General features: G+C 42.6%; 19 protein-coding genes. 7 read left to right on the forward strand and 12 right to left on the reverse strand.

Annotated elements, in window-relative coordinates:
• Window positions 1-389: 389 nt before the first annotated feature.
• Complete coding sequence (locus ACED46_RS13460; protein WP_371721682.1) at window positions 390-1,379, reverse strand: helix-turn-helix domain-containing protein; 990 nt, start codon at window positions 1,377-1,379, stop codon at window positions 390-392.
• A 96-nt stretch (window positions 1,380-1,475) separates the two neighbouring features.
• The gene (locus ACED46_RS13465) at window positions 1,476-2,423 is read right to left on the reverse strand and encodes a helix-turn-helix domain-containing protein (RefSeq protein WP_371721684.1); all 948 of its coding nucleotides are present in this window, start codon (window positions 2,421-2,423) and stop codon (window positions 1,476-1,478) included.
• A 269-nt stretch (window positions 2,424-2,692) separates the two neighbouring features.
• On the opposite strand from ACED46_RS13465, the gene ACED46_RS13470 reads away from it, so the two are divergent.
• Window positions 2,693-3,457 carry an EAL domain-containing protein gene (locus tag ACED46_RS13470; RefSeq protein WP_017062770.1) on the forward strand — a complete coding sequence of 255 codons (765 nt, stop codon included), beginning with the start codon at window positions 2,693-2,695 and terminating at the stop codon, window positions 3,455-3,457.
• Between the two features lie 209 nt (window positions 3,458-3,666).
• On the forward strand, window positions 3,667-5,538 hold the full coding sequence (locus tag ACED46_RS13475) for an MOSC N-terminal beta barrel domain-containing protein (RefSeq protein WP_371721685.1): 1,872 nt from the start codon (window positions 3,667-3,669) through the stop codon (window positions 5,536-5,538).
• A gap of 106 nt (window positions 5,539-5,644) precedes the next feature.
• On the opposite strand, the gene nadE is transcribed toward ACED46_RS13475, so the two are convergent.
• Window positions 5,645-6,475 carry an ammonia-dependent NAD(+) synthetase gene (gene nadE / locus ACED46_RS13480; protein ID WP_017062768.1) on the reverse strand — a complete coding sequence of 277 codons (831 nt, stop codon included), beginning with the start codon at window positions 6,473-6,475 and terminating at the stop codon, window positions 5,645-5,647.
• A gap of 109 nt (window positions 6,476-6,584) precedes the next feature.
• Here nadE and ACED46_RS13485 point away from each other — a divergent pair, with 109 nt between their 5' ends.
• Window positions 6,585-7,106, forward strand: a complete 522-nt coding sequence (locus tag ACED46_RS13485) for a nicotinate-nicotinamide nucleotide adenylyltransferase (RefSeq protein WP_017064305.1) — start codon at window positions 6,585-6,587, stop codon at window positions 7,104-7,106.
• A gap of 27 nt (window positions 7,107-7,133) precedes the next feature.
• A complete protein-coding gene (locus tag ACED46_RS13490; protein WP_017064306.1) occupies window positions 7,134-7,619 on the forward strand; it encodes a hypothetical protein in 486 nt (161 codons plus the stop codon).
• Between the two features lie 133 nt (window positions 7,620-7,752).
• Here the strand turns inward: ACED46_RS13490 and ACED46_RS13495 are convergent, their stop codons facing one another.
• A complete protein-coding gene (locus tag ACED46_RS13495; protein WP_017067957.1) occupies window positions 7,753-8,379 on the reverse strand; it encodes a hypothetical protein in 627 nt (208 codons plus the stop codon).
• A 175-nt stretch (window positions 8,380-8,554) separates the two neighbouring features.
• On the opposite strand from ACED46_RS13495, the gene ACED46_RS13500 reads away from it, so the two are divergent.
• Entirely contained in the window at window positions 8,555-9,661 is a 1,107-nt protein-coding gene (locus ACED46_RS13500) for a 1-acyl-sn-glycerol-3-phosphate acyltransferase (protein ID WP_017062764.1), read from the forward strand.
• 173 nt (window positions 9,662-9,834) lie between these two features.
• Here ACED46_RS13500 and ACED46_RS13505 read toward each other — a convergent pair whose 3' ends face one another.
• Window positions 9,835-10,434, reverse strand: a complete 600-nt coding sequence (locus ACED46_RS13505) for a hypothetical protein (protein ID WP_371721686.1) — start codon at window positions 10,432-10,434, stop codon at window positions 9,835-9,837.
• Window positions 10,435-10,537: 103 nt separating this feature from the next.
• On the opposite strand from ACED46_RS13505, the gene ACED46_RS13510 reads away from it, so the two are divergent.
• Window positions 10,538-10,834 carry a YnjH family protein gene (locus ACED46_RS13510; RefSeq protein WP_017067955.1) on the forward strand — a complete coding sequence of 99 codons (297 nt, stop codon included), beginning with the start codon at window positions 10,538-10,540 and terminating at the stop codon, window positions 10,832-10,834.
• Between the two features lie 36 nt (window positions 10,835-10,870).
• On the opposite strand, the gene ACED46_RS13515 is transcribed toward ACED46_RS13510, so the two are convergent.
• A complete protein-coding gene (locus ACED46_RS13515) occupies window positions 10,871-11,170 on the reverse strand; it encodes a YfcZ/YiiS family protein (protein WP_017062761.1) in 300 nt (99 codons plus the stop codon).
• A 530-nt stretch (window positions 11,171-11,700) separates the two neighbouring features.
• Between ACED46_RS13515 and ACED46_RS13520 the strand changes: the two genes are divergently transcribed.
• Window positions 11,701-12,162, forward strand: coding sequence for a TetR/AcrR family transcriptional regulator (locus ACED46_RS13520; RefSeq protein WP_004731875.1), 462 nt, complete (start codon window positions 11,701-11,703; stop codon window positions 12,160-12,162).
• 300 nt (window positions 12,163-12,462) lie between these two features.
• Here the strand turns inward: ACED46_RS13520 and ACED46_RS13525 are convergent, their stop codons facing one another.
• From ACED46_RS13525 to ACED46_RS13550, 6 genes are all read right to left on the reverse strand, one after another.
• On the reverse strand, window positions 12,463-13,245 hold the full coding sequence (locus ACED46_RS13525; protein WP_050620596.1) for a heme ABC transporter ATP-binding protein: 783 nt from the start codon (window positions 13,243-13,245) through the stop codon (window positions 12,463-12,465).
• Complete coding sequence (locus ACED46_RS13530) at window positions 13,245-14,282, reverse strand: iron ABC transporter permease (protein ID WP_048609731.1); 1,038 nt, start codon at window positions 14,280-14,282, stop codon at window positions 13,245-13,247. Before ACED46_RS13530 ends, ACED46_RS13525 begins: the two co-directional genes overlap by 1 nt.
• A gap of 124 nt (window positions 14,283-14,406) precedes the next feature.
• A complete protein-coding gene (locus ACED46_RS13535) occupies window positions 14,407-15,294 on the reverse strand; it encodes a hemin ABC transporter substrate-binding protein (RefSeq protein WP_371721687.1) in 888 nt (295 codons plus the stop codon).
• Between the two features lie 148 nt (window positions 15,295-15,442).
• Complete coding sequence (locus tag ACED46_RS13540) at window positions 15,443-15,856, reverse strand: biopolymer transporter ExbD (RefSeq protein WP_017062756.1); 414 nt, start codon at window positions 15,854-15,856, stop codon at window positions 15,443-15,445.
• The gene (locus ACED46_RS13545) at window positions 15,853-16,554 is read right to left on the reverse strand and encodes a MotA/TolQ/ExbB proton channel family protein (protein ID WP_371721688.1); all 702 of its coding nucleotides are present in this window, start codon (window positions 16,552-16,554) and stop codon (window positions 15,853-15,855) included. The genes ACED46_RS13540 and ACED46_RS13545 overlap by 4 nt, the downstream gene beginning before the upstream one ends.
• 2 nt (window positions 16,555-16,556) lie before the next feature.
• Window positions 16,557-17,348, reverse strand: coding sequence for an energy transducer TonB (locus tag ACED46_RS13550; protein WP_017062754.1), 792 nt, complete (start codon window positions 17,346-17,348; stop codon window positions 16,557-16,559).
• Window positions 17,349-17,444 lie beyond the last annotated feature (96 nt).

Raw genomic sequence — 17,444 nt, forward strand, 5'->3', positions numbered from 1 at the left:
GATCAGATCGCAGGACTCGAAAAAGGTTCAATTGATTTAGGCAACAACGCCGTTATGTAACATTACTAAACAATGAAGTAGATGATGTAATTGTTCGTGAGGTTGACATGTAGTCAAGCGAACATAGCATATTAGATTCTAACTTTTTACCATATGCTTTAATACTCAATCGCTTAATTACATAGTATATAGATTGTACTGATAATTTAAGTGGGAAAATAATGAGGTATATTGGTTCAATAATATCGAATACGAATGTCAAAACTGTAGAGCTGTGTTTTGAAAGATTGAAGCAAGCAGGAGTTCATCCATCAGAACTATCTTTCGATGGATTGGTACTCCTGTTAATGTGCGCGGAAAGAGACCGCTTAGCAACACTGAGAGCTAATTTAGCATGGGTTTGAACAGGTTTGACAGCCTGTAAGCAAGTTCAAGAACTCGGGTTGAGTAAATAGCTGGCTTGTTTTTATGTGCATTAAAGCTTTAGAATAATAGTGTTTACCAATTTTGATTGCACCGTTGGTTGATTTTTTCTCGTACGAAACAACAGAAAATCCCATTTTTTCGAGTACTTCTGCTGAGCTCTTTATAGCAACTGTTGTGTAGTAGTCGGTAATGTTAGCGTGTTTTGCTAGAAACCTGAATTCTCTATTTAATTGTAGACGAAAAGGTCGCTCGTACAGCGAATGCTGGCTCACCGCAAAATAAGCTAATTTTCGGCTTTTATTATAAGGAACGGTTTTTCTTAAATCTATTTCATTAATCGACTTTTGAGAAAGTGTTTCAATTTCGGAGATCATACCTTCAGTCGTGAATATAGTGCCTATGTTATGTCCTAATAGCTCCCCTGTGACGCTGTCGACATATTTATAGGCAATGAAACGTTTTTCATTGCAATAGTTTAAAAAATCGATTTTATAGAGTCCATGCTTAATATTCTCATCAGAGGTTTTCTCATGAAAAACAAGTACAGAATTTACAATCTCACTATCATTAGAATTTCCAATCGGATATTCACAAACAGGATTGTGTTCGATCATCGATGTTGACTGATAATTTGCTCTGGCGATCAAGTTATTTAAACTACGGTATTTCTCTTCCATCAGAGTATTGAATTGATCAACTCTATTTTTAGAACTAGGGTCTTGATGTTGTAAATGACTAACTTTAGATAGATAAGGCTCAAGATCGTTGGTAAATTCTCGCAAAACACGAATACTACGGCTAAGAGTTGGTTTAGTTGTTCCTCTTTCCCATCGACTAAGTGTAACGGTATCAATGTTCGATAGATCTCCTCCGAGTAAGTTGAGCTTTGTAGCTGCTTGACTTTGTGTTAGTTCATTCGCGATTCGATATTTTTTTAAGTATTCGCCAAACACAGTAGTTTTCTCCAATCTTTTGCATAAGGCGAAGTATTATTATGTGTAGAAACTTAAGATGGTAGGCATCTTAAGTTAAAGGCTGTTTGGCTATGCCTAATGATTTTTGATTGAGTATTGGTTATCCCACTGGGTTGTTTTTATGAGGGTTATTATTTCGGGTTGAGAAAGAAGTGTCGCTGTATCAATTTCGTATAAGCAATGTTCGAATGAGCGGTTGCCTAATTTAAAACCTCCTTTTTCTGACTCAATATCAAATGCTATTTTCTTAAATCCAAGTTGCTCTAAAATTTGTCCGCTTTCAGGCCATGTATTAAAGAAATAATAACGTTGAACATTTGAATAGTGAATTAGGTTTATAAATTGAGAAACTAACATACATCGAAATATCTGGAAATTAGAAGAGTAACGATTATAATTACAAACCGATAACTTAGTCGAATTTTTATAACTGACAGATTTTGTCAGGTCGATATCAATGATTTTTGAATGAGTAACTTTGTCAAAATAGTCACTTTCGAATATAAAACTAAGTGAGTGACCTACCAACTGCCCGCTTTCTGTTATAAATCTTTTTAAAATAGCTCGTTTGTTTTGTTGGTAGTCATATAGATTAATGTCGAAAAAAACCTTCGGTGTATGGATGGCTGTTTCGTAAAAGATTTTAAGGCTAGATAGTATCTTGTCATCATCTTTCAAAAGAAGTGGCATCTCAGTAATTAAAGCTGATTGTGGCTCTTCATAACTTAATGATGAAAGCTTCGTTACCCTGTTATTAAAACGAAGTTGTTCAATCTCGTCTAGTAGCTTTGTTTCGTTTGGATTCGGTATTAATTCATAAAAGTCACTCAGGTCAACCTGTAAACAACGCAAGATTCTTAGGCATTTTGCAAGTGTTGGTTTGGTTTTTCCTCGTTCCCAACGACTGAGAGTTACCACGTCTACAGAGCGAAACTCTTCATTTGCAAGGTTTAACTTAACAGCAAGCTCACTCTGAGTAAGACCTAGTGAGACTCTCAATTCCTTTAAATAGTCACCAAACATACATTATCCCTAAGCGTAATTTGATCTAATTGAAGTATAGTCATCTATGATAGTTTATGGCGTTTTTAATAACCTATCTAAAAGTAACAGACTCGAGATTACCGTTTTGAAACGGCATTGTGTATTTGTACAGGAGTTCGTTTAACTACTTATGCAGTTTGTCTTCACGGTTAAGAAGTAGGCATGTAAAGCTACATATGATTTGTTCATGCTAATCCTTGCTAGTTATTGATCTGTAGTATGGATTAATCACAAAAAGAGGTTTGTTTATGAATACGAATATGTTGTCTGAAAATTTACAAGCCGAAGCACTTATTGACGATGTTAATCAGGGATTGTTTTATCCTGTTTTTCAACCGATAACTAATGGCAATGGAACTGTCGGTGCTGAGGTTTTGTTACGTTGGGAAAAAGGGCACGATGTTGAATCGTCAATTCGCTGTCTGTTAGACTCTAAGAAGATTGCATGGTTTACTCAAATATTCTTGTTAAGAGTGTCCGAGGAATTATTGTCTCAGAAGAAAATGATTGATTTTCTGACTATTAATATCTCCCCTGATCACGTTTTAAGTTTCACTTTTCTACGTGATATTTCCCCAATTTGGCAAGCATGTAATAAGTTGGGTATAACCTTATGGATTGAGCTTACTGAGAATGAACAATACCCGGTTGGCATTGACGAGAAAAGGATGATGTCCCAGTTTGGAGTATGTCGTGGTCTTGGAATTAAAATCGCGATAGACGACTATGGCAGTGGTTATAACACTGGTGAAGCACTGATTAGGGTTGTTAAACCGAACATAGTGAAAATAGATCGGTCGTTAATGAGAAACCGGAGTGATAATTCGACCTTTTGGGAGCGTCTTAGATTTTTAGCTCGGAAGTATCAGATTGAATTGTTATCTGAAGGTATAGAAAACCATGAAGATTTACGTTTTGCACAATCGCAGGGCATAGATTATTTTCAGGGCTATCACTTAGGCAAACCTGGCTCATTGAGTCAATTGTCGAAACAAGGTGCAGCATATTGCTGATCTACTTAAAAATAGCGTGAATAAATTCGGGTTACTTTTAGTGTGTAAAGCATCATCGTTAGTTTCAAGAGTTTTAGGTTTGCCGGAACATAATGCCATTCTATTAGTTTAATCATGCCTACTTAGTATCAAGTGTTTAATGCCTGCCAGTTTATCTATTTATAACCATTTGTTAGCATTGGGACAAACAACAAAACATTGGAATCGTTATGTCGCAGTCACCTTTGGATCAAAAGGCTTTGGAGCAAGAGCTTTCAGGTCAACAGCCCTCCTTATCTCAAATTAATGTGTTTCCGGTTAAATCAGTAGGTGGGATTGCACTCTCTTCTGCTTGGGTCGAAAAACAGGGCCTTACCTTCGACAGACGTTTTATGTTGGCCTTGGCTGACGGCTCAATGGTGACGGCGCGTAAGTACCCTAAAATGGTCAAGGTGTCTTCTAGCTTGCAGCCAGACGGTTTGATTTTTACTTACGAAGGCAAAGAACCGCTGCGCCTAAAATATGCAAACTTCAAGATGCAAGAAGCGCCTGCAACAGTGTGGAAAGATAGCTTCACTGCGTATACCACCAACGACGAGGCGGATGATTGGTTTAGCGATGTGCTTGGTGTTCGCGTAGAACTTCTGTTCTGTGGTGAGCAATCTAATCGTGTTCGAGAAAAGCTTGGTCAGAATGTCAGTTTCGCCGATGGTTACCCGATGTTAATCATCAGCCAAGCTTCGCTTGATGAGTTGAATCGCCGTAGTCCTGAAACGCATTCCATGGATCAGTTCCGCACCAATTTTGTCGTCTCAAACACTGAAGCGTTTGCTGAAGATGGTTGGAAGCGCATTCGAATTGGTGAGGTTGAATTCGAAGCGGTGAAGCCTTGTGAGCGCTGTATCCTAACGACAGTCGATGTTGAGAGCGGCGAATTCAGAGCAACAAAAGAGCCACTCAATACCTTTTCTACGTTCAGAGCCAATGAACGTGGTGGCGTTTTCTTTGGCCAAAACCTTGTGGCTAAAAATGAAGGCTTAGTCAAAGCCGGTGATGTTGTTGAAGTATTAGAAACTAAAGAAAAAGAGCACTACCAAGATACATGGGTAGAATCGCTACACTTAACTTGCGTTGAGCGTGAAGAGATCGCTCGAGACTTTACGACGTTCTGGCTAGAGCCAGCGAAAGAGAACCACGCATTACCAAGCTATCAGCCAGGGCAACATCTACCGATTGAAATGGTAATTAATGGCGAGAAAGTGTCTCGTCGTTACACGTTATCTTCTAGCCCTTCACGCGCAGGTCGTTTGGCGATTTCCGTGAAGCGAGTGGACGATGGTCAAATCTCAAACTGGCTCAATGATCACTTCCAAGTAGGTGACGCGCTAGTTGCTCAGAATCCAGATGGCGCATTCTACTTAGAAGATAACCCAACACATCCATTACTGCTGTTATCAGCGGGAAGCGGCATCACCCCTATGTTGTCGATGCTTCGTTACTTGGCAGACCATGGTCAAATTGATGATGTGGTTTTCTATCACCAATGCAGCAGTGAAGAAGATATCCCTTATCAAGCTGAGATTGATAAGATCGCTCGCGAACATGCTGGTCTAAGTGTGATTTATTCACTAAGCCAACCAACGAAAGAGTGGGATGGTTTGTCAGGTCGTTTGAGTGTGTCTCATGTCGCCAAAATTGAGGACCTTCATAAGCGCCAAGCATTCGTGTGTGGCCCTGACGGCTTTATGGATAATGCCAAGAAATTGCTGATTCAAATGGGGCTGAATCCTCAGCATTATCATCAAGAAGCGTTTGGTGTTGCTCAATCAACGGAAGAAGCGGTGAAGCAACTGCAGTTGAGCGTTAACGGCTACCTGTTCGAAGGCAACAACCAATCAACACTACTAGAGCAAGCTGAGTCGGCAGGTGTGTCTATCGCATCAAGCTGTCGCGCGGGTTTCTGTGGTGCTTGTAAAGTGACCCTTGAGTCTGGGCAAGTTCATCAACCTGATGTACCGGCGTTGCAAGAGCATGAACGCAACATGGGGCAAATACTGGCGTGTTGCAGTGTGCCTCAAACTGATATCGAAGTTGTAGACTAACTCGGTAGGTCGGAAGGCCAGAAAGAAAAGCACATTGAATAGAAAAGGCCGGAAGTTCACTGAAATGAACTTCCGGCCTTTTTGATTCTAAGATTAATTCAAACAATTAATCGTAGATCGTTGGGATCGGTTGACGCTTGTGCTGTGTTGCTTTGTAGATGCCTACTAAGCGGTCTGACACGTCTTGAGGGACTTCTTTACCTTCAAGGAAATCATCGATTTGGTCGTAAGAAAGGTTCAATGCTGCTTCGTCGGCTTTCTGTGGATCAAGCTCTTCTAGGTCGGCAGTAGGCACTTTCTTAACCAATAGCTCTGGCGCACCTAGCGTTGCTGCAAGTTCACGAACTTGACGCTTGTTCAGGCCAAACAAAGGCGCTAAATCACATGCACCGTCACCGTGTTTGGTGTAGAAGCCAGTGATGTTTTCTGCTGAGTGGTCAGTACCAATCACAAGACCACCAACGTAACCCGCAATTTCGTATTGCGCGATCATGCGAGCGCGAGCTTTCACATTACCTTTAACAAAGTCGATTTTTGCTGAGTCTGTTGGTAGTAAACCTGTACCTTCAAGTGCAACGTGAGATGCTGCGTGAAGCCCATCAACACCCGCTTTGATGTTTACAGAAACAGATTGAGAAGGCTGGATGAAAGAGAGAGCAAGTTGTGCTTCATCTTCATCTTTTTGTTCGCCGTAAGGTAGGCGAACCGCAATGAATTGGTAGTCGTTGCTGCCAGAGTTTTCATTCAGGCTATCCACGGCCATTTGTGCCAAGCGGCCACAGGTCGTTGAGTCTACACCGCCACTGATACCAAGGATCAGAGACTTGCAGCCTGACTGCTGAAGTTTCGTTTTAATAAAGTCCACACGACGAGTCACTTCGAAGTGAGGGTCAATTGAAGGTAGTACGCGCATTTCGTCACGAATTAACTGTTCCATTCGTATTCCTTTCCTGCAAGCAAATTAAAAATCTAGTGTTATCATACCTAAATCATCCGATTTAAAAACCTCTTTGCACAAGCTTAGAAAGAGAAGGCAGTAATAAACAATGGAAAAAATAGCCATTTTCGGTAGTGCGTTTAATCCACCGAGCCTAGGGCATAAAAGTGTGATTGATTCGTTGGCTCACTTTGACAAAATTCTACTCGTTCCAAGTATTGCCCATGCTTGGGGAAAAGAGATGCTAGACTTTGATACGAGATGTCAGTTAGTTAATGCATTTATCAGTGATCTTTCACTGGATCAAGTTGAGCTTTCGTTGATCGAAAAGAGCTTATTTACACCCGGCGAAAGCGTGACGACTTTTGCTGTACTCAGTGAACTGCAAAAGTTACATCGTGACGCTGAACTGACGTTTGTTATTGGCCCAGATAACTTCTTTAAGTTCTCATCTTTCTATAAATCAGATGAGATTACTGAGCAGTGGTCTGTAATGGCTTGCCCTGAAAAAGTGAAAATTCGCAGTACAGACATACGTAATGCACTGATAAGTGGAAGCGATGTGGCAAAACTGAGTACAAAGTCAGTTACAAAGATGTTGCAAGATAGTGGACTGTATCAGATAATGTAAGTTCACTAATCAAGAGGTCAGAGGACTATGCTAAAGAGCGCGATACCAGCGACGTTGATCATGGCAGCATGTAGTATGCCTGCGTATGCTGAGTGTGATTTTTTTAGCTTAGATTCAATCATGCTGACTTCTGATGAAGATGACAATTGTCTAGATTTCTCGACCAGCATTGAGTCTTTTGGCCAACGTATGATGGAAATCAGTGGGCTGAGCGATGATGAACCGGAAAGCACACCGGACTATTGGTCTGACTGGGTTCTTCAAACCAAAGACTCGCCATTGCTGACACAAAGCATTGAGTCAAACTATGTTGGCTTGGGTATGTGGTTTCCAGAAGACCTTGAAGATGAGCAGTATGATATGTCGACTGAAGAGTGGTTGATGAATCATGGTCTTCAACTCAGCATCGGTTTTGGCGAGAAAGTCGAAGGGCAGCCGCGTATGCGCTTTGATTATCGTTGGCACGACTCACGTGACGCCGACCTAATGATGCAGGTTGAGTTGCCATTTTAGACAGGCAGATACACAGATAGATTGCTATCTACGTCTAAATAGTAAGAATTAAAAAAGCCGCAAAAACTCAGTTTTTGCGGCTTTTTAGTATCTGGCTTGCGAGTTTTAATACCAGCACTCACTTTCCGGCAAGCTATAAATCTTCACCAAAAACAAGCATACACAGTTGCTCGAACTCTTCTTCTTTACCTGAGAACAGATCATCAATCACAAGTGAACGTTTTTGACCTGACTGCATGCGCTTCTTCGCTTCTCGCATCACCATCACCAGAGTGTGCTCTTGTGGCAGGTTTGAATCATCAATGTTCCATTGATTGAATCGCTGAGAAAGAGCACTTTCACAAAGCAGTGGTTTAAACGACAACACTTCTTGCTTCAATACAGAAAGCATATCTTTAAACGCTTGTTCCGTATTATTGGCATTGGAAGCGCGAGCTTTGGTTTGCTCTAGTTTTTCTAGTAGTGCCGAAGAGAGGTTGGTTTGCGTAATGTAACCCGCTTGTCTTGGGAATGAATCCGTCAAACGAACAGAAAAATCGACACGGTTAACCTGAGTGTTTGGAAAGTAGGTCAGTGACGTTAGGCAGTCGTGTGGAATCCAGACGCTTTGTCCTGGTTCAACGGCATACTCTTGTTTGCCTAACTTAATCAAAACCAAGCCACTTTGAACCGATACAAGGCTATGTTTAAGTACTTTCTTGCGTGGTGTGATCACCAAGTGTGAAAAGTAAGCCGATGTATATTCAATAGCGAAGTTCATAGATAGTACCTTAATTTTGGGGCGTCAAGATTACCGTTAATCTTAAAGAATGCCAACAATAACAGGGGATTTTCAATGTTTCTGGTCTGACCTTGTCAAAAGTATGGGCTCTGTAGCTGCGAGAAGTCAAAACAACGCGTAGAATGAGCCAGCTTTTTATTATATGAATTAAAAAATGACCTCTCCAACCGATCCATATGTTGATATTCGTCCTTACGGCGATGATGAAATTCCAGCGGCACTAAACCGTCTTATTAATGATGAAGAATTTATCAGTGCAATCTTGCACTACCGTTTTTCAAACCATGCGTCTTGGTTCAAAGCATTAATGAGCCCGATTTTGCGTGTGTACTTAAAAATGAAGTGGAGCAAGCTGACTAGCGTTGAATCCATTCAGATTGAAGTGAAAAAGTACTTACGCGACACGTTAGCGAAAACCACTAACGGTGTGACGTACACTGGTATCGAGTCACTGGATGCGAACCAAGCTTATCTGTTTGTATCAAACCATCGTGACATTGCTATGGATCCTGCGTTAGTAAATTACGCTCTGCATCAAAATAATCATCAGACTTGTCGTATCGCTATCGGAGACAACCTGTTGAAAAAGCCATGTGCGACTGAATTGATGCGTTTAAACAAGAGCTTCATCGTAAAGCGTTCTTTGAAAGGACCGCGTGAGATGATGAAAGCGCTAGGGCAGTTGTCTTCTTACATTAAGCACTCTCTAGAAACGGGCAACTCAATCTGGATCGCTCAAAAGGAAGGTCGTGCGAAAGACGGTAACGATTTTACTGAGCCAGCAATTTTGAAAATGTTCCACGTTGAAGGACGTAAGCAAAAAATTGCTTTCCCTGAATACGTGAAGTCATTGAAGATTGTTCCTGTGGCTATTTCTTACGAGAACGACCCATGTGACACGGCTAAAGCGATAGAGCTTTTCGAAAAAGACGTAAACGGCAGTTACGAAAAGGGTGAGTTTGAAGATATCGAAAGTATCATTCAAGGCATCATCGGTGATAAAGGACGCGTTCACGTTGGTTTCGGTCAGGTTATCGACCAAGATTTTGATACGCCTGAAGCGCTTGCTGAAGAGATCGATCGTCAGATCCACGATAACTACAAACTGTTCCCAGTAAACTTGCTGGCAGCAGAAAAAGAAGATGAGTCGATTACAGCGGCCGTTAAACAAGAGTTTGAAGCTAAACTGTCGAGCCTGCCACAAGGTGCGCGTCAGTATTTGATCGATAGCTACGCCAACCCAGTGAAGAACATTGGTTAACGAGCGTTAGTTAGCTTGCTAGTTGATTAGCAACTTGATTGAATTGAAAAAGGAGCCTTGGGCTCCTTTTTTGTTTCTGAATCACCATTTGTTGCTGCGATCGAGCATTAACGTATTAGAGCATTAGAGCATTAGAGCATTAGAGCATTAGAGCATTAGAGCATTAGCCTGAATTAGCGAGCGACTGCACCACCGAGATCTAGATTGGTTGGCCATTTGGTTACGGTGTTGCCGCCCAGATAGATGTTGCCTTTGACTGTCATGGTCTCGGGGAATGTTGTAATCCCAGAACCACCTATATAAAGGTCGCCGTCAATCACGATCCCGTTGGGTAACTCGGTTAAAGGAGTGCGGATCACGTTCAGATCGCCTTTTACTCTAAAGCCATTCGGTAGCCTTTCCAGTGGAGTGTCGGTGAGGTTGATAAAGCCGCCCACTCTTACACCTCTTGGCCAGCTGGTGATTTGGCTGCCAATCAAGTCGACGTAACCTTTTATCTTAACCCCGCTCGGGACTCGAGCGAGTTGGCTGTTAGAGCCTTTAAGGCTGCCGTTCACTTCTAACCCTTTGGGTAGGCGTGTGATCGCAGTATTCTCTATATTGAGATTACCATCTACCACCAAGCCAGTTGGAAGTGATGTATAAGGCTTATTTCGTAGATATAAGTTTCCGTAATTATCGAGATGGTTCAATATTTGATAGTGATCGAGTGGTTCAGCACTGACATTTGTTATGGTTAAGGAACCAATAATAAGTGCAATTATTCTGAGCATAACAGGCTTCTTATTACGATAGACGCTTACACTATAATGGAAAAATTAATCTCGCATAGTGTTTTACCCATTTGGCGGTAGATTAACGAGGAATGGAGCAAAGATGATAGGTAAATTAATGATTAGAGTAAATATACGAATTATTAAGGTCTTTCTGATAGCCGCTTCAGTGTTTGGCTCAATGTCTGCGAGTGCCAACAAAGTAATTTCAACGCCCGGTAAAGCTGCGGTGGTGGTGACACAAGGCGGTCAACAGCAACGAGTTTGTTATTACGATGACAAGGCTTATAGCATTGGGGCAGTGTTAGAGGTGGGGGGCGTAGTGATTCAGTGCGCTGCAGAAAACGATTTTGAGCAAAATGGGTCACTGGCTTGGGTTCAATTAAAAAAAGACGAGTAATTCACTCGTCTTTTAATAAGCATATAAATGCTTATATTAACGCGCTAGAGAGCGAGTCTTAAGTTCAAAAATAATCTTCTCAGCGCTAACTTCAAATTTAAAGCGAGCGTGCAACTCTGTGCTTTCTTCAGTCATCTCTGATGCTTCGAACTCAACGTTGCTAGACACTTGTTTAGCAAGTTCAACATACTTAGCAAACTCAGCTTCAATCAGTGCTTTTGAGTTTCCGTAAACCGTTACTTCAGCAACATCGTCGCCTTCTTTAATGATGAACCCGATTTCGCCTGCACAGCCGCAAGCCTCACATACATCGTTGTTACCAATATCTTGGCTCATAAATAATCCTCTTACAAAGTCTGAGGTTATTCTAACGAGCAATTTGAACTGTATCTACAAAAATTAAAACCTTTGAACTAATTTATACTGGTATGCTATGTTGTTTGTTAAGGTGTTTAATGAATATCTACATTCGCGCCGATAAATATGTATGTGATTTACCTCGCGTTTTGTTGAAAAGGAATGTTATTAATTTGTCAGAATATCATTCACTTAGTTGCGTCAGGAATGATTTTATAAGACTATCTATCGCTTGATAGGTATTTATACAATGAATTTTTCGTTGGGTATTTCATATTCGAAGTCGTTATTTAAAATTATCGACTTAGGATTGTAAGGTGATTTTCGAAGAATAATTAGACAAAGTGTCCAAAGAGATATAACTGTAAAATTGTTCGTACATAGTATTTGTGTGCATTTAGTTCTAAATACTTGCGAAAAAACATCTTGCTCACATAATGCTGATAACGATTTTCATTCTGACTTCATTTGATTGAGTTAGATGGATTTACAAAGAGAAGAGCCTGAATATGCCAAAGCGTAGTAAAGAAGATACAGAAATCACGATCCAGAAGATCATGGATGCCGTTGTAGACCAGCTATTGAGATTGGGTTACGACAAGATGTCATACACGACGTTGAGTCAACAAACGGGTGTTTCTCGTACAGGTATAAGTCATCACTTTCCAAAGAAAACGGATTTTACTGCTGCTCTAGACGGTCGTATTTTCAAGATGTTCATGGAACACATTGACTTCGAAAATGGCCTTGACGCATTTTCAGCTAGCTGGGTTGCAGCACTTGAAGACGCTGAGTTCCTAGCAATCTTACGTTTACTTTTCCATCATATCGTTACTGCTGAGAGCGCACATGAGTTCGCTGCAAACGGTATTGATCGTCTATACAAGCTGACTGAAACTCAGTTTGGCGATACTAGCGGTAAAGAACTAGAGTGGTTGATTGGTAAATCATTGATTCGTATGAGCCAATAATCAGCACTCAATAAAAGAAGCTCCTGCGGGGGCTTTTTTTGTGCCTGCCGTTTCACTTCTTGTGCGTTTTTCTCTTCAGTGTTAAAAGCTAAGTAACCCTAACAAGTAGAGTTCATTTCTAGAGCCTCAAATGCTCAAGGTGAGTCGTTTTGGTGCTTGCTGTTGTGGTTATTAATAAAATTGAGTTTAAGCCGAGAGAGTGGCTGTGAGCCAATAAAAAGCCCCGAACAAATCGAGGCTTAGGATTACGTCATTGTTATCAAGAACGAATACTCAAAACGAGTCGCTCCTTAATCGGACTTATTGTGCGGGGTGAACCTGAGGGAAGCTCATGGTTGGGTGTTTTTCTACGATACTTTTGTAACCATACACATCTTCTATCATCGAAGGTTTCAGTGCATCCCAAGGCTTGCCATCACACACCAAATTGCCATCTTTCAATACCACCAATCGATCGGAATACTGCGCGGCTAAGTTGAGATCATGCAAAACCACGATAACCGCGGCATTGTGGTTATCGGCTAATTCTCTCGCAATCTTTAAGGTGTTGTGCTGGTGGGCAAGATCCAGTGCAGAGGTTGGTTCATCAAGCATCAAAATACATTGGTCACCAGAGTGGTGAAGCTGAGTTAATACTCGAGCCAAGTGCACTCGCTGCTTTTCACCGCCTGATAGTGAAGGGTAAAGCCTTTCACTCAGGTGAGTCACATCAGCAACATCCATTTTTTGGCTAGCAATGCTAGTTAGTTTTTTGTTGGATTCTTGCAGAGGAATCCCACCAAGCTCGACAACTTCATGTGCCAAGAATGGGAAGGTCAAGGTGCTGTGTTGAGGAAGCATAGCAAGGTGCTTAGCTAACTTGTGAGAAGGCCACTTGTCTTTGCTGTGTCCAAAGTATTGAATATCGCCGTTGCTTGATATCTCTTGGCATAAAGCTTTAAGCAGCGTGCTTTTACCTGCGCCATTTGGCCCAAGCAGTGTAGTTACCTTTCCCGCTTCAATCTCAATAGAAACGCCATCTAATATCACTTTACTGCCGAACTTCACTTCGATATCGGTCGCTTTTAAAGCTGAAGGAAACATTAAAGGATTCTCCCTTTCTGTTGAAATAGTAGATATAAGAAGAATGGGGCACCGATAATCGCAGTGACAATACCTACAGGTAGCTCTGCCGGAGCAAGTACCACACGTGAGAACATGTCTGCGGCGGTTAGCAGCAGTGCGCCTAGTACCGCTGATAGTGGCAACAGAACTCGGTGGTCAGGGCCTGCTAACATACGACCTAAATGTGGGATAACCAATCCAATAAAACCAATCATGCCAGACAGGCTAACTGTGATACCAACGCCCGCAGCCGTCAGTAGAATCAGCTTTCGTTTCAGCTTTTGAACTGGGATACCAAGGTGTTGCGCTTCTGACTCGCCCAGTAATAGAGCATTTAGAGACATCGCTTGGCGGTAGAAAACAACAAACAAGCCAACGAGCGTAACTGCAGCAAGCAAAATGCCTGACCACTTCGCTCCTGCTAGTGAACCCATCGACCATAACGAAAGATCACGCAGCATTTGGTCATCAGCGATGAAGTTCAAGAACCCAATACCAGCCCCAGAGAGCGCACTGATCGCCACACCCGCCAACAACATGATGGTTACTGAGGTTCCGAATTTACCCGTGCCCAGTTTATAGACCAAGAGTGTGGTTAAAGCGCCACCTAAAAAGGCAAACACAGGAACGGCCGCAAAATTCATGAAGGCCGGGTATTGCAATGAGAGTTCAGAGAAAAGAACAATAGCCAACGCTGCACCTAATGCCGCACCAGCAGACACACCGATGATCCCAGGCTCAGCAAGCGGGTTTCGAAATAGGCCCTGCATAACAGCACCACATAACGCGAGAATCGCACCAATCAACATGCATAAAATGGTTCGAGGTAAGCGAATCTCTTGAATCACCAAGTTGATGTGGGGGGCTAAATCATTGTTTGGCTGAAGTAAGCTCGCTGCGCTGTCAGCCAAGCTAATGTTCATTGGCCCAACGGTGATTGAAAACAGTGCGACGAAGACTAGGGTAGCACCTAGGCCTAACATCGATGTTTTCAGCGGGACGGATCGTAACAACATAAAGGGCCTCAATGTCCGTCACTAACTTCAATATCCATCACCAACATTGCGAAAGTAGGCTGGTGACGGGCATTGAACTAGCAACAGTAAAAATAGGGTAGTCGCGTTATAGCGGGTAGATAAGTTATAGCGGATAGATAAGAGCGTTTAATCGCTTAGCTTCTGAAAGGCTCTCGAGACCAAGTCCGCCAACCAAAGCACTGCCATTTACGGTAATGATTTGCTTGTTTATACCTGCAGGCGTTGCCGCTAACATAGGTAGCGATTTCAGGATGGCATCAGCACCGCCCATTTTTTGGTAGCTACGACCACTGACTAAAATCACATCTGGCTGCATTTCTACCAGTGATTCCATCGACAGTGGCTTGTAAGACGTTAGGCTTTGAGCTGCAGGGTTGATACCGCCAGCTAACTCGATGATTGCGTTTGGCGAAGTTTCACCGCCAGCAACGTTCGCAGGGCGACCTTCGTGCAGCAACAGGAAAAGTACTTTCTTCGCTTCGTTGCTTGGTACTTGGTTCGCTTTCAGTGCTGCGATCTTTTGATTCACATCGGTTTTCACTTGCTGCGAGTGGTCTTCGGTATGGGTGATCTTTGCGATTTGGTCGATACGCTTTAATAGCCCTTCCACGTTTGCTTCAGTGTTAACAATCTCTACATCGACGCCTGCCGATTTTAATTGAGAGATAGCGTTGTCTGGTCCCATTTCATCCGAGCCAATCAATGTGGTTGGCTCTAGGGCGAGTAGACCTTCAGCAGACAGGTTTCGGTGATAACCAATCTTTGGCAGGTTTTCTCCTTGAGGGAAGTGGCTGGTCACATCAATCGCGACTAACTGCTCTTCGGCACCTAATGCCAAAACCAATTCAGTAACGGCACTACCAGCACTGATGATTCGAGGTTGTTCAGCGTCGTTGGCCATTGCGGGTGCGCTAAGTGCCAGGCTGATTGCAGCTAATGAAAGAAGAGGTGTCTTGGTCTTTAATTTATTGAGCACGTTTAAGTTGTTCATAATAAGTTCTTTATATTTTCTTTTTGTATCGCGAAGATACTCAGTGAGCAGTCCGTTCGCATTGTGAGTTCGAATCGATAGAGAGGCTTAGTCTGCTTGTTTAGTTTTATCAACCAGAAGCCAAACCTCGTGAAAATTGAGTGTCGCTCTAGCCATCGTCCGTGAGCAATTGAGTCGCTGGTATTCCGTTCTCTTGAAGGAATGAAAGCAACTTCACTAGGTTCTCCACGTTAGCGGCTTTATCTGCGCCAATGATGATCGGTTTTTTATCCGTTGAACCAGTCTCTTCTAACAGGGCAATCTTGAAATTTTCCCAGTCGATGTATTCTTGGCCGTTAATTGCCCAGTAGGGTTCGCGGTCTAAAATATTGACGCTAATCGAATCCTTGTGGACTTCAGAAACGTTTTTGACATCCGAGCTTGGCAGCTCAACTTCCAGTGACTCCAGCTTTACTGATGCCGTAAGCAATAGAAAAACCATCACGATAAAAATGATGTCGAGCAGCGGTGTTAAGTCTGGCGCTAGGCTCTGTGTGTGAGATGAGTGGGGCGTTTTAATCATGCTTGACTCACATCACCGATAGAGGTTTTGTTGATAGGCTTACCTTGAGTATCATAAGACTGATTGGTTTGAATCGACATGCCTTCTAGCCACACATTCACATAGTTCAATGTATGCTCCAATTGAGCCAGCACTCGATCGGCCCATAGCCCTAGTAGCTGAGCACCAGAAATAGCAGGAAGCGCAATCATCAAACCTGCTGCTGTGGTTCGCATTGCTAATCCAAGACCGTCTGCCAAATCATTAGGCGTGATGCTGCCTGTTGTCGCGGCAACGCCTTTAAACATCTCAATAAGACCAAGTACCGTACCAAGCAAGCCGATGAGTGGGCTGATCACGCCGATCAAACCAAGCAGTCTTAAACCTGCATGAAGCTGGTGGCGTTTTTCTTGTAGCCAGATCCCAGCGGCATCTTCACGTAACCCTTTTGAGAAAGAGTGGTGAGCAAGCAACATTGACACGCCCTTGTACAAGAGCGGGCGTTTACCTGAAATCGACTGAGCAAGCGCTTCAATCTCTTTGCTGTTGGTTGGTGAAATTTGGTTAAGCTCACGACGAATAGCACGTTTGCCCACACCAATGCTGAGCATGACTTGGAAGACACGTTCAGCGATGATCATTGTTGTTAATGCTGAGCAGATAAGAAGAGGCCAAGTCATTAAGCCAAGTTGATCTTGTAAGTAACTGATTTGTTGCATGATTAATCCAACCTAAAACGAACAGGTATTTGTACTCGGTGAGCAATCGCTCGACCATTGACAGTGTGAGGTGAGAATTTCCATTGTTTAATGGCATCTAATGCGGCGTTATCGAGCATTAGCGCGCCTGATGAATTTACTAATGCTTGTTTAATTTGTTTGCCTTCAGCGTCTAGCCAGATCTCATACGTTGCGACACCCTCAACGCCACGGCGTCTTGCTTGGCGAGGGTAATTCGGTGGGGTAGGACGCGCAGAGAACGAAGGTTTAGTGACCAAAACCGGCTCTTGGTTTGATACGCCTTGATTTACTTCCTGAGGCTGGTTGGCAGACTCGTCCATATTCTTATCGACTTTCTTGTCGGCCAGTTTCTCTGGTTGAGTGGCTGGTTTTGGGCGTTCTTTCTTAACTACCTTTTTCTCAGTTACTGGTTTCTTTTGAACCGGCTTCTTCTCGACAACCTTTTGCTCAATCACTTTTTTCTCAACTTTCTTTGGTTGAGGTTTATTGGTGATCGCTTTTTTCTTTGGGGTTGGCTTAGCTTGCTTTGGCTCAACCGTTTTTGGTTCGGCTTGTGAGACGGTTTCTTTTATTGGCTCAGGTTTAACTGGCTCTGTGATTGTTTTTTGCTGAGCTTGTGAAGGAACGCTCTTAGGAGTGAAGTTGATCGATACCGTGTTCGATTGGCTACCTGCAGGCATCGCAAATACTTTGGATTCTTGAGCGACAAACAACAACGCGGCATGAATCACTAACGATGCACCGCCTGCAATAACATATCTAGGAACGTTCACAATCAATCCTTTACCAAATCAAAATTCTGTATCGGATTATTGCTTAGAATCTAAATGAGATCAATTATCAATTGCATTATCATTTGCGTGTATTTA

The sequence above is a fragment of the Vibrio sp. 1S139 genome, assembly GCF_041439475.1.
In the GTDB taxonomy this organism is placed as follows: Bacteria; Pseudomonadota; Gammaproteobacteria; order Enterobacterales; family Vibrionaceae; genus Vibrio; species Vibrio crassostreae_C.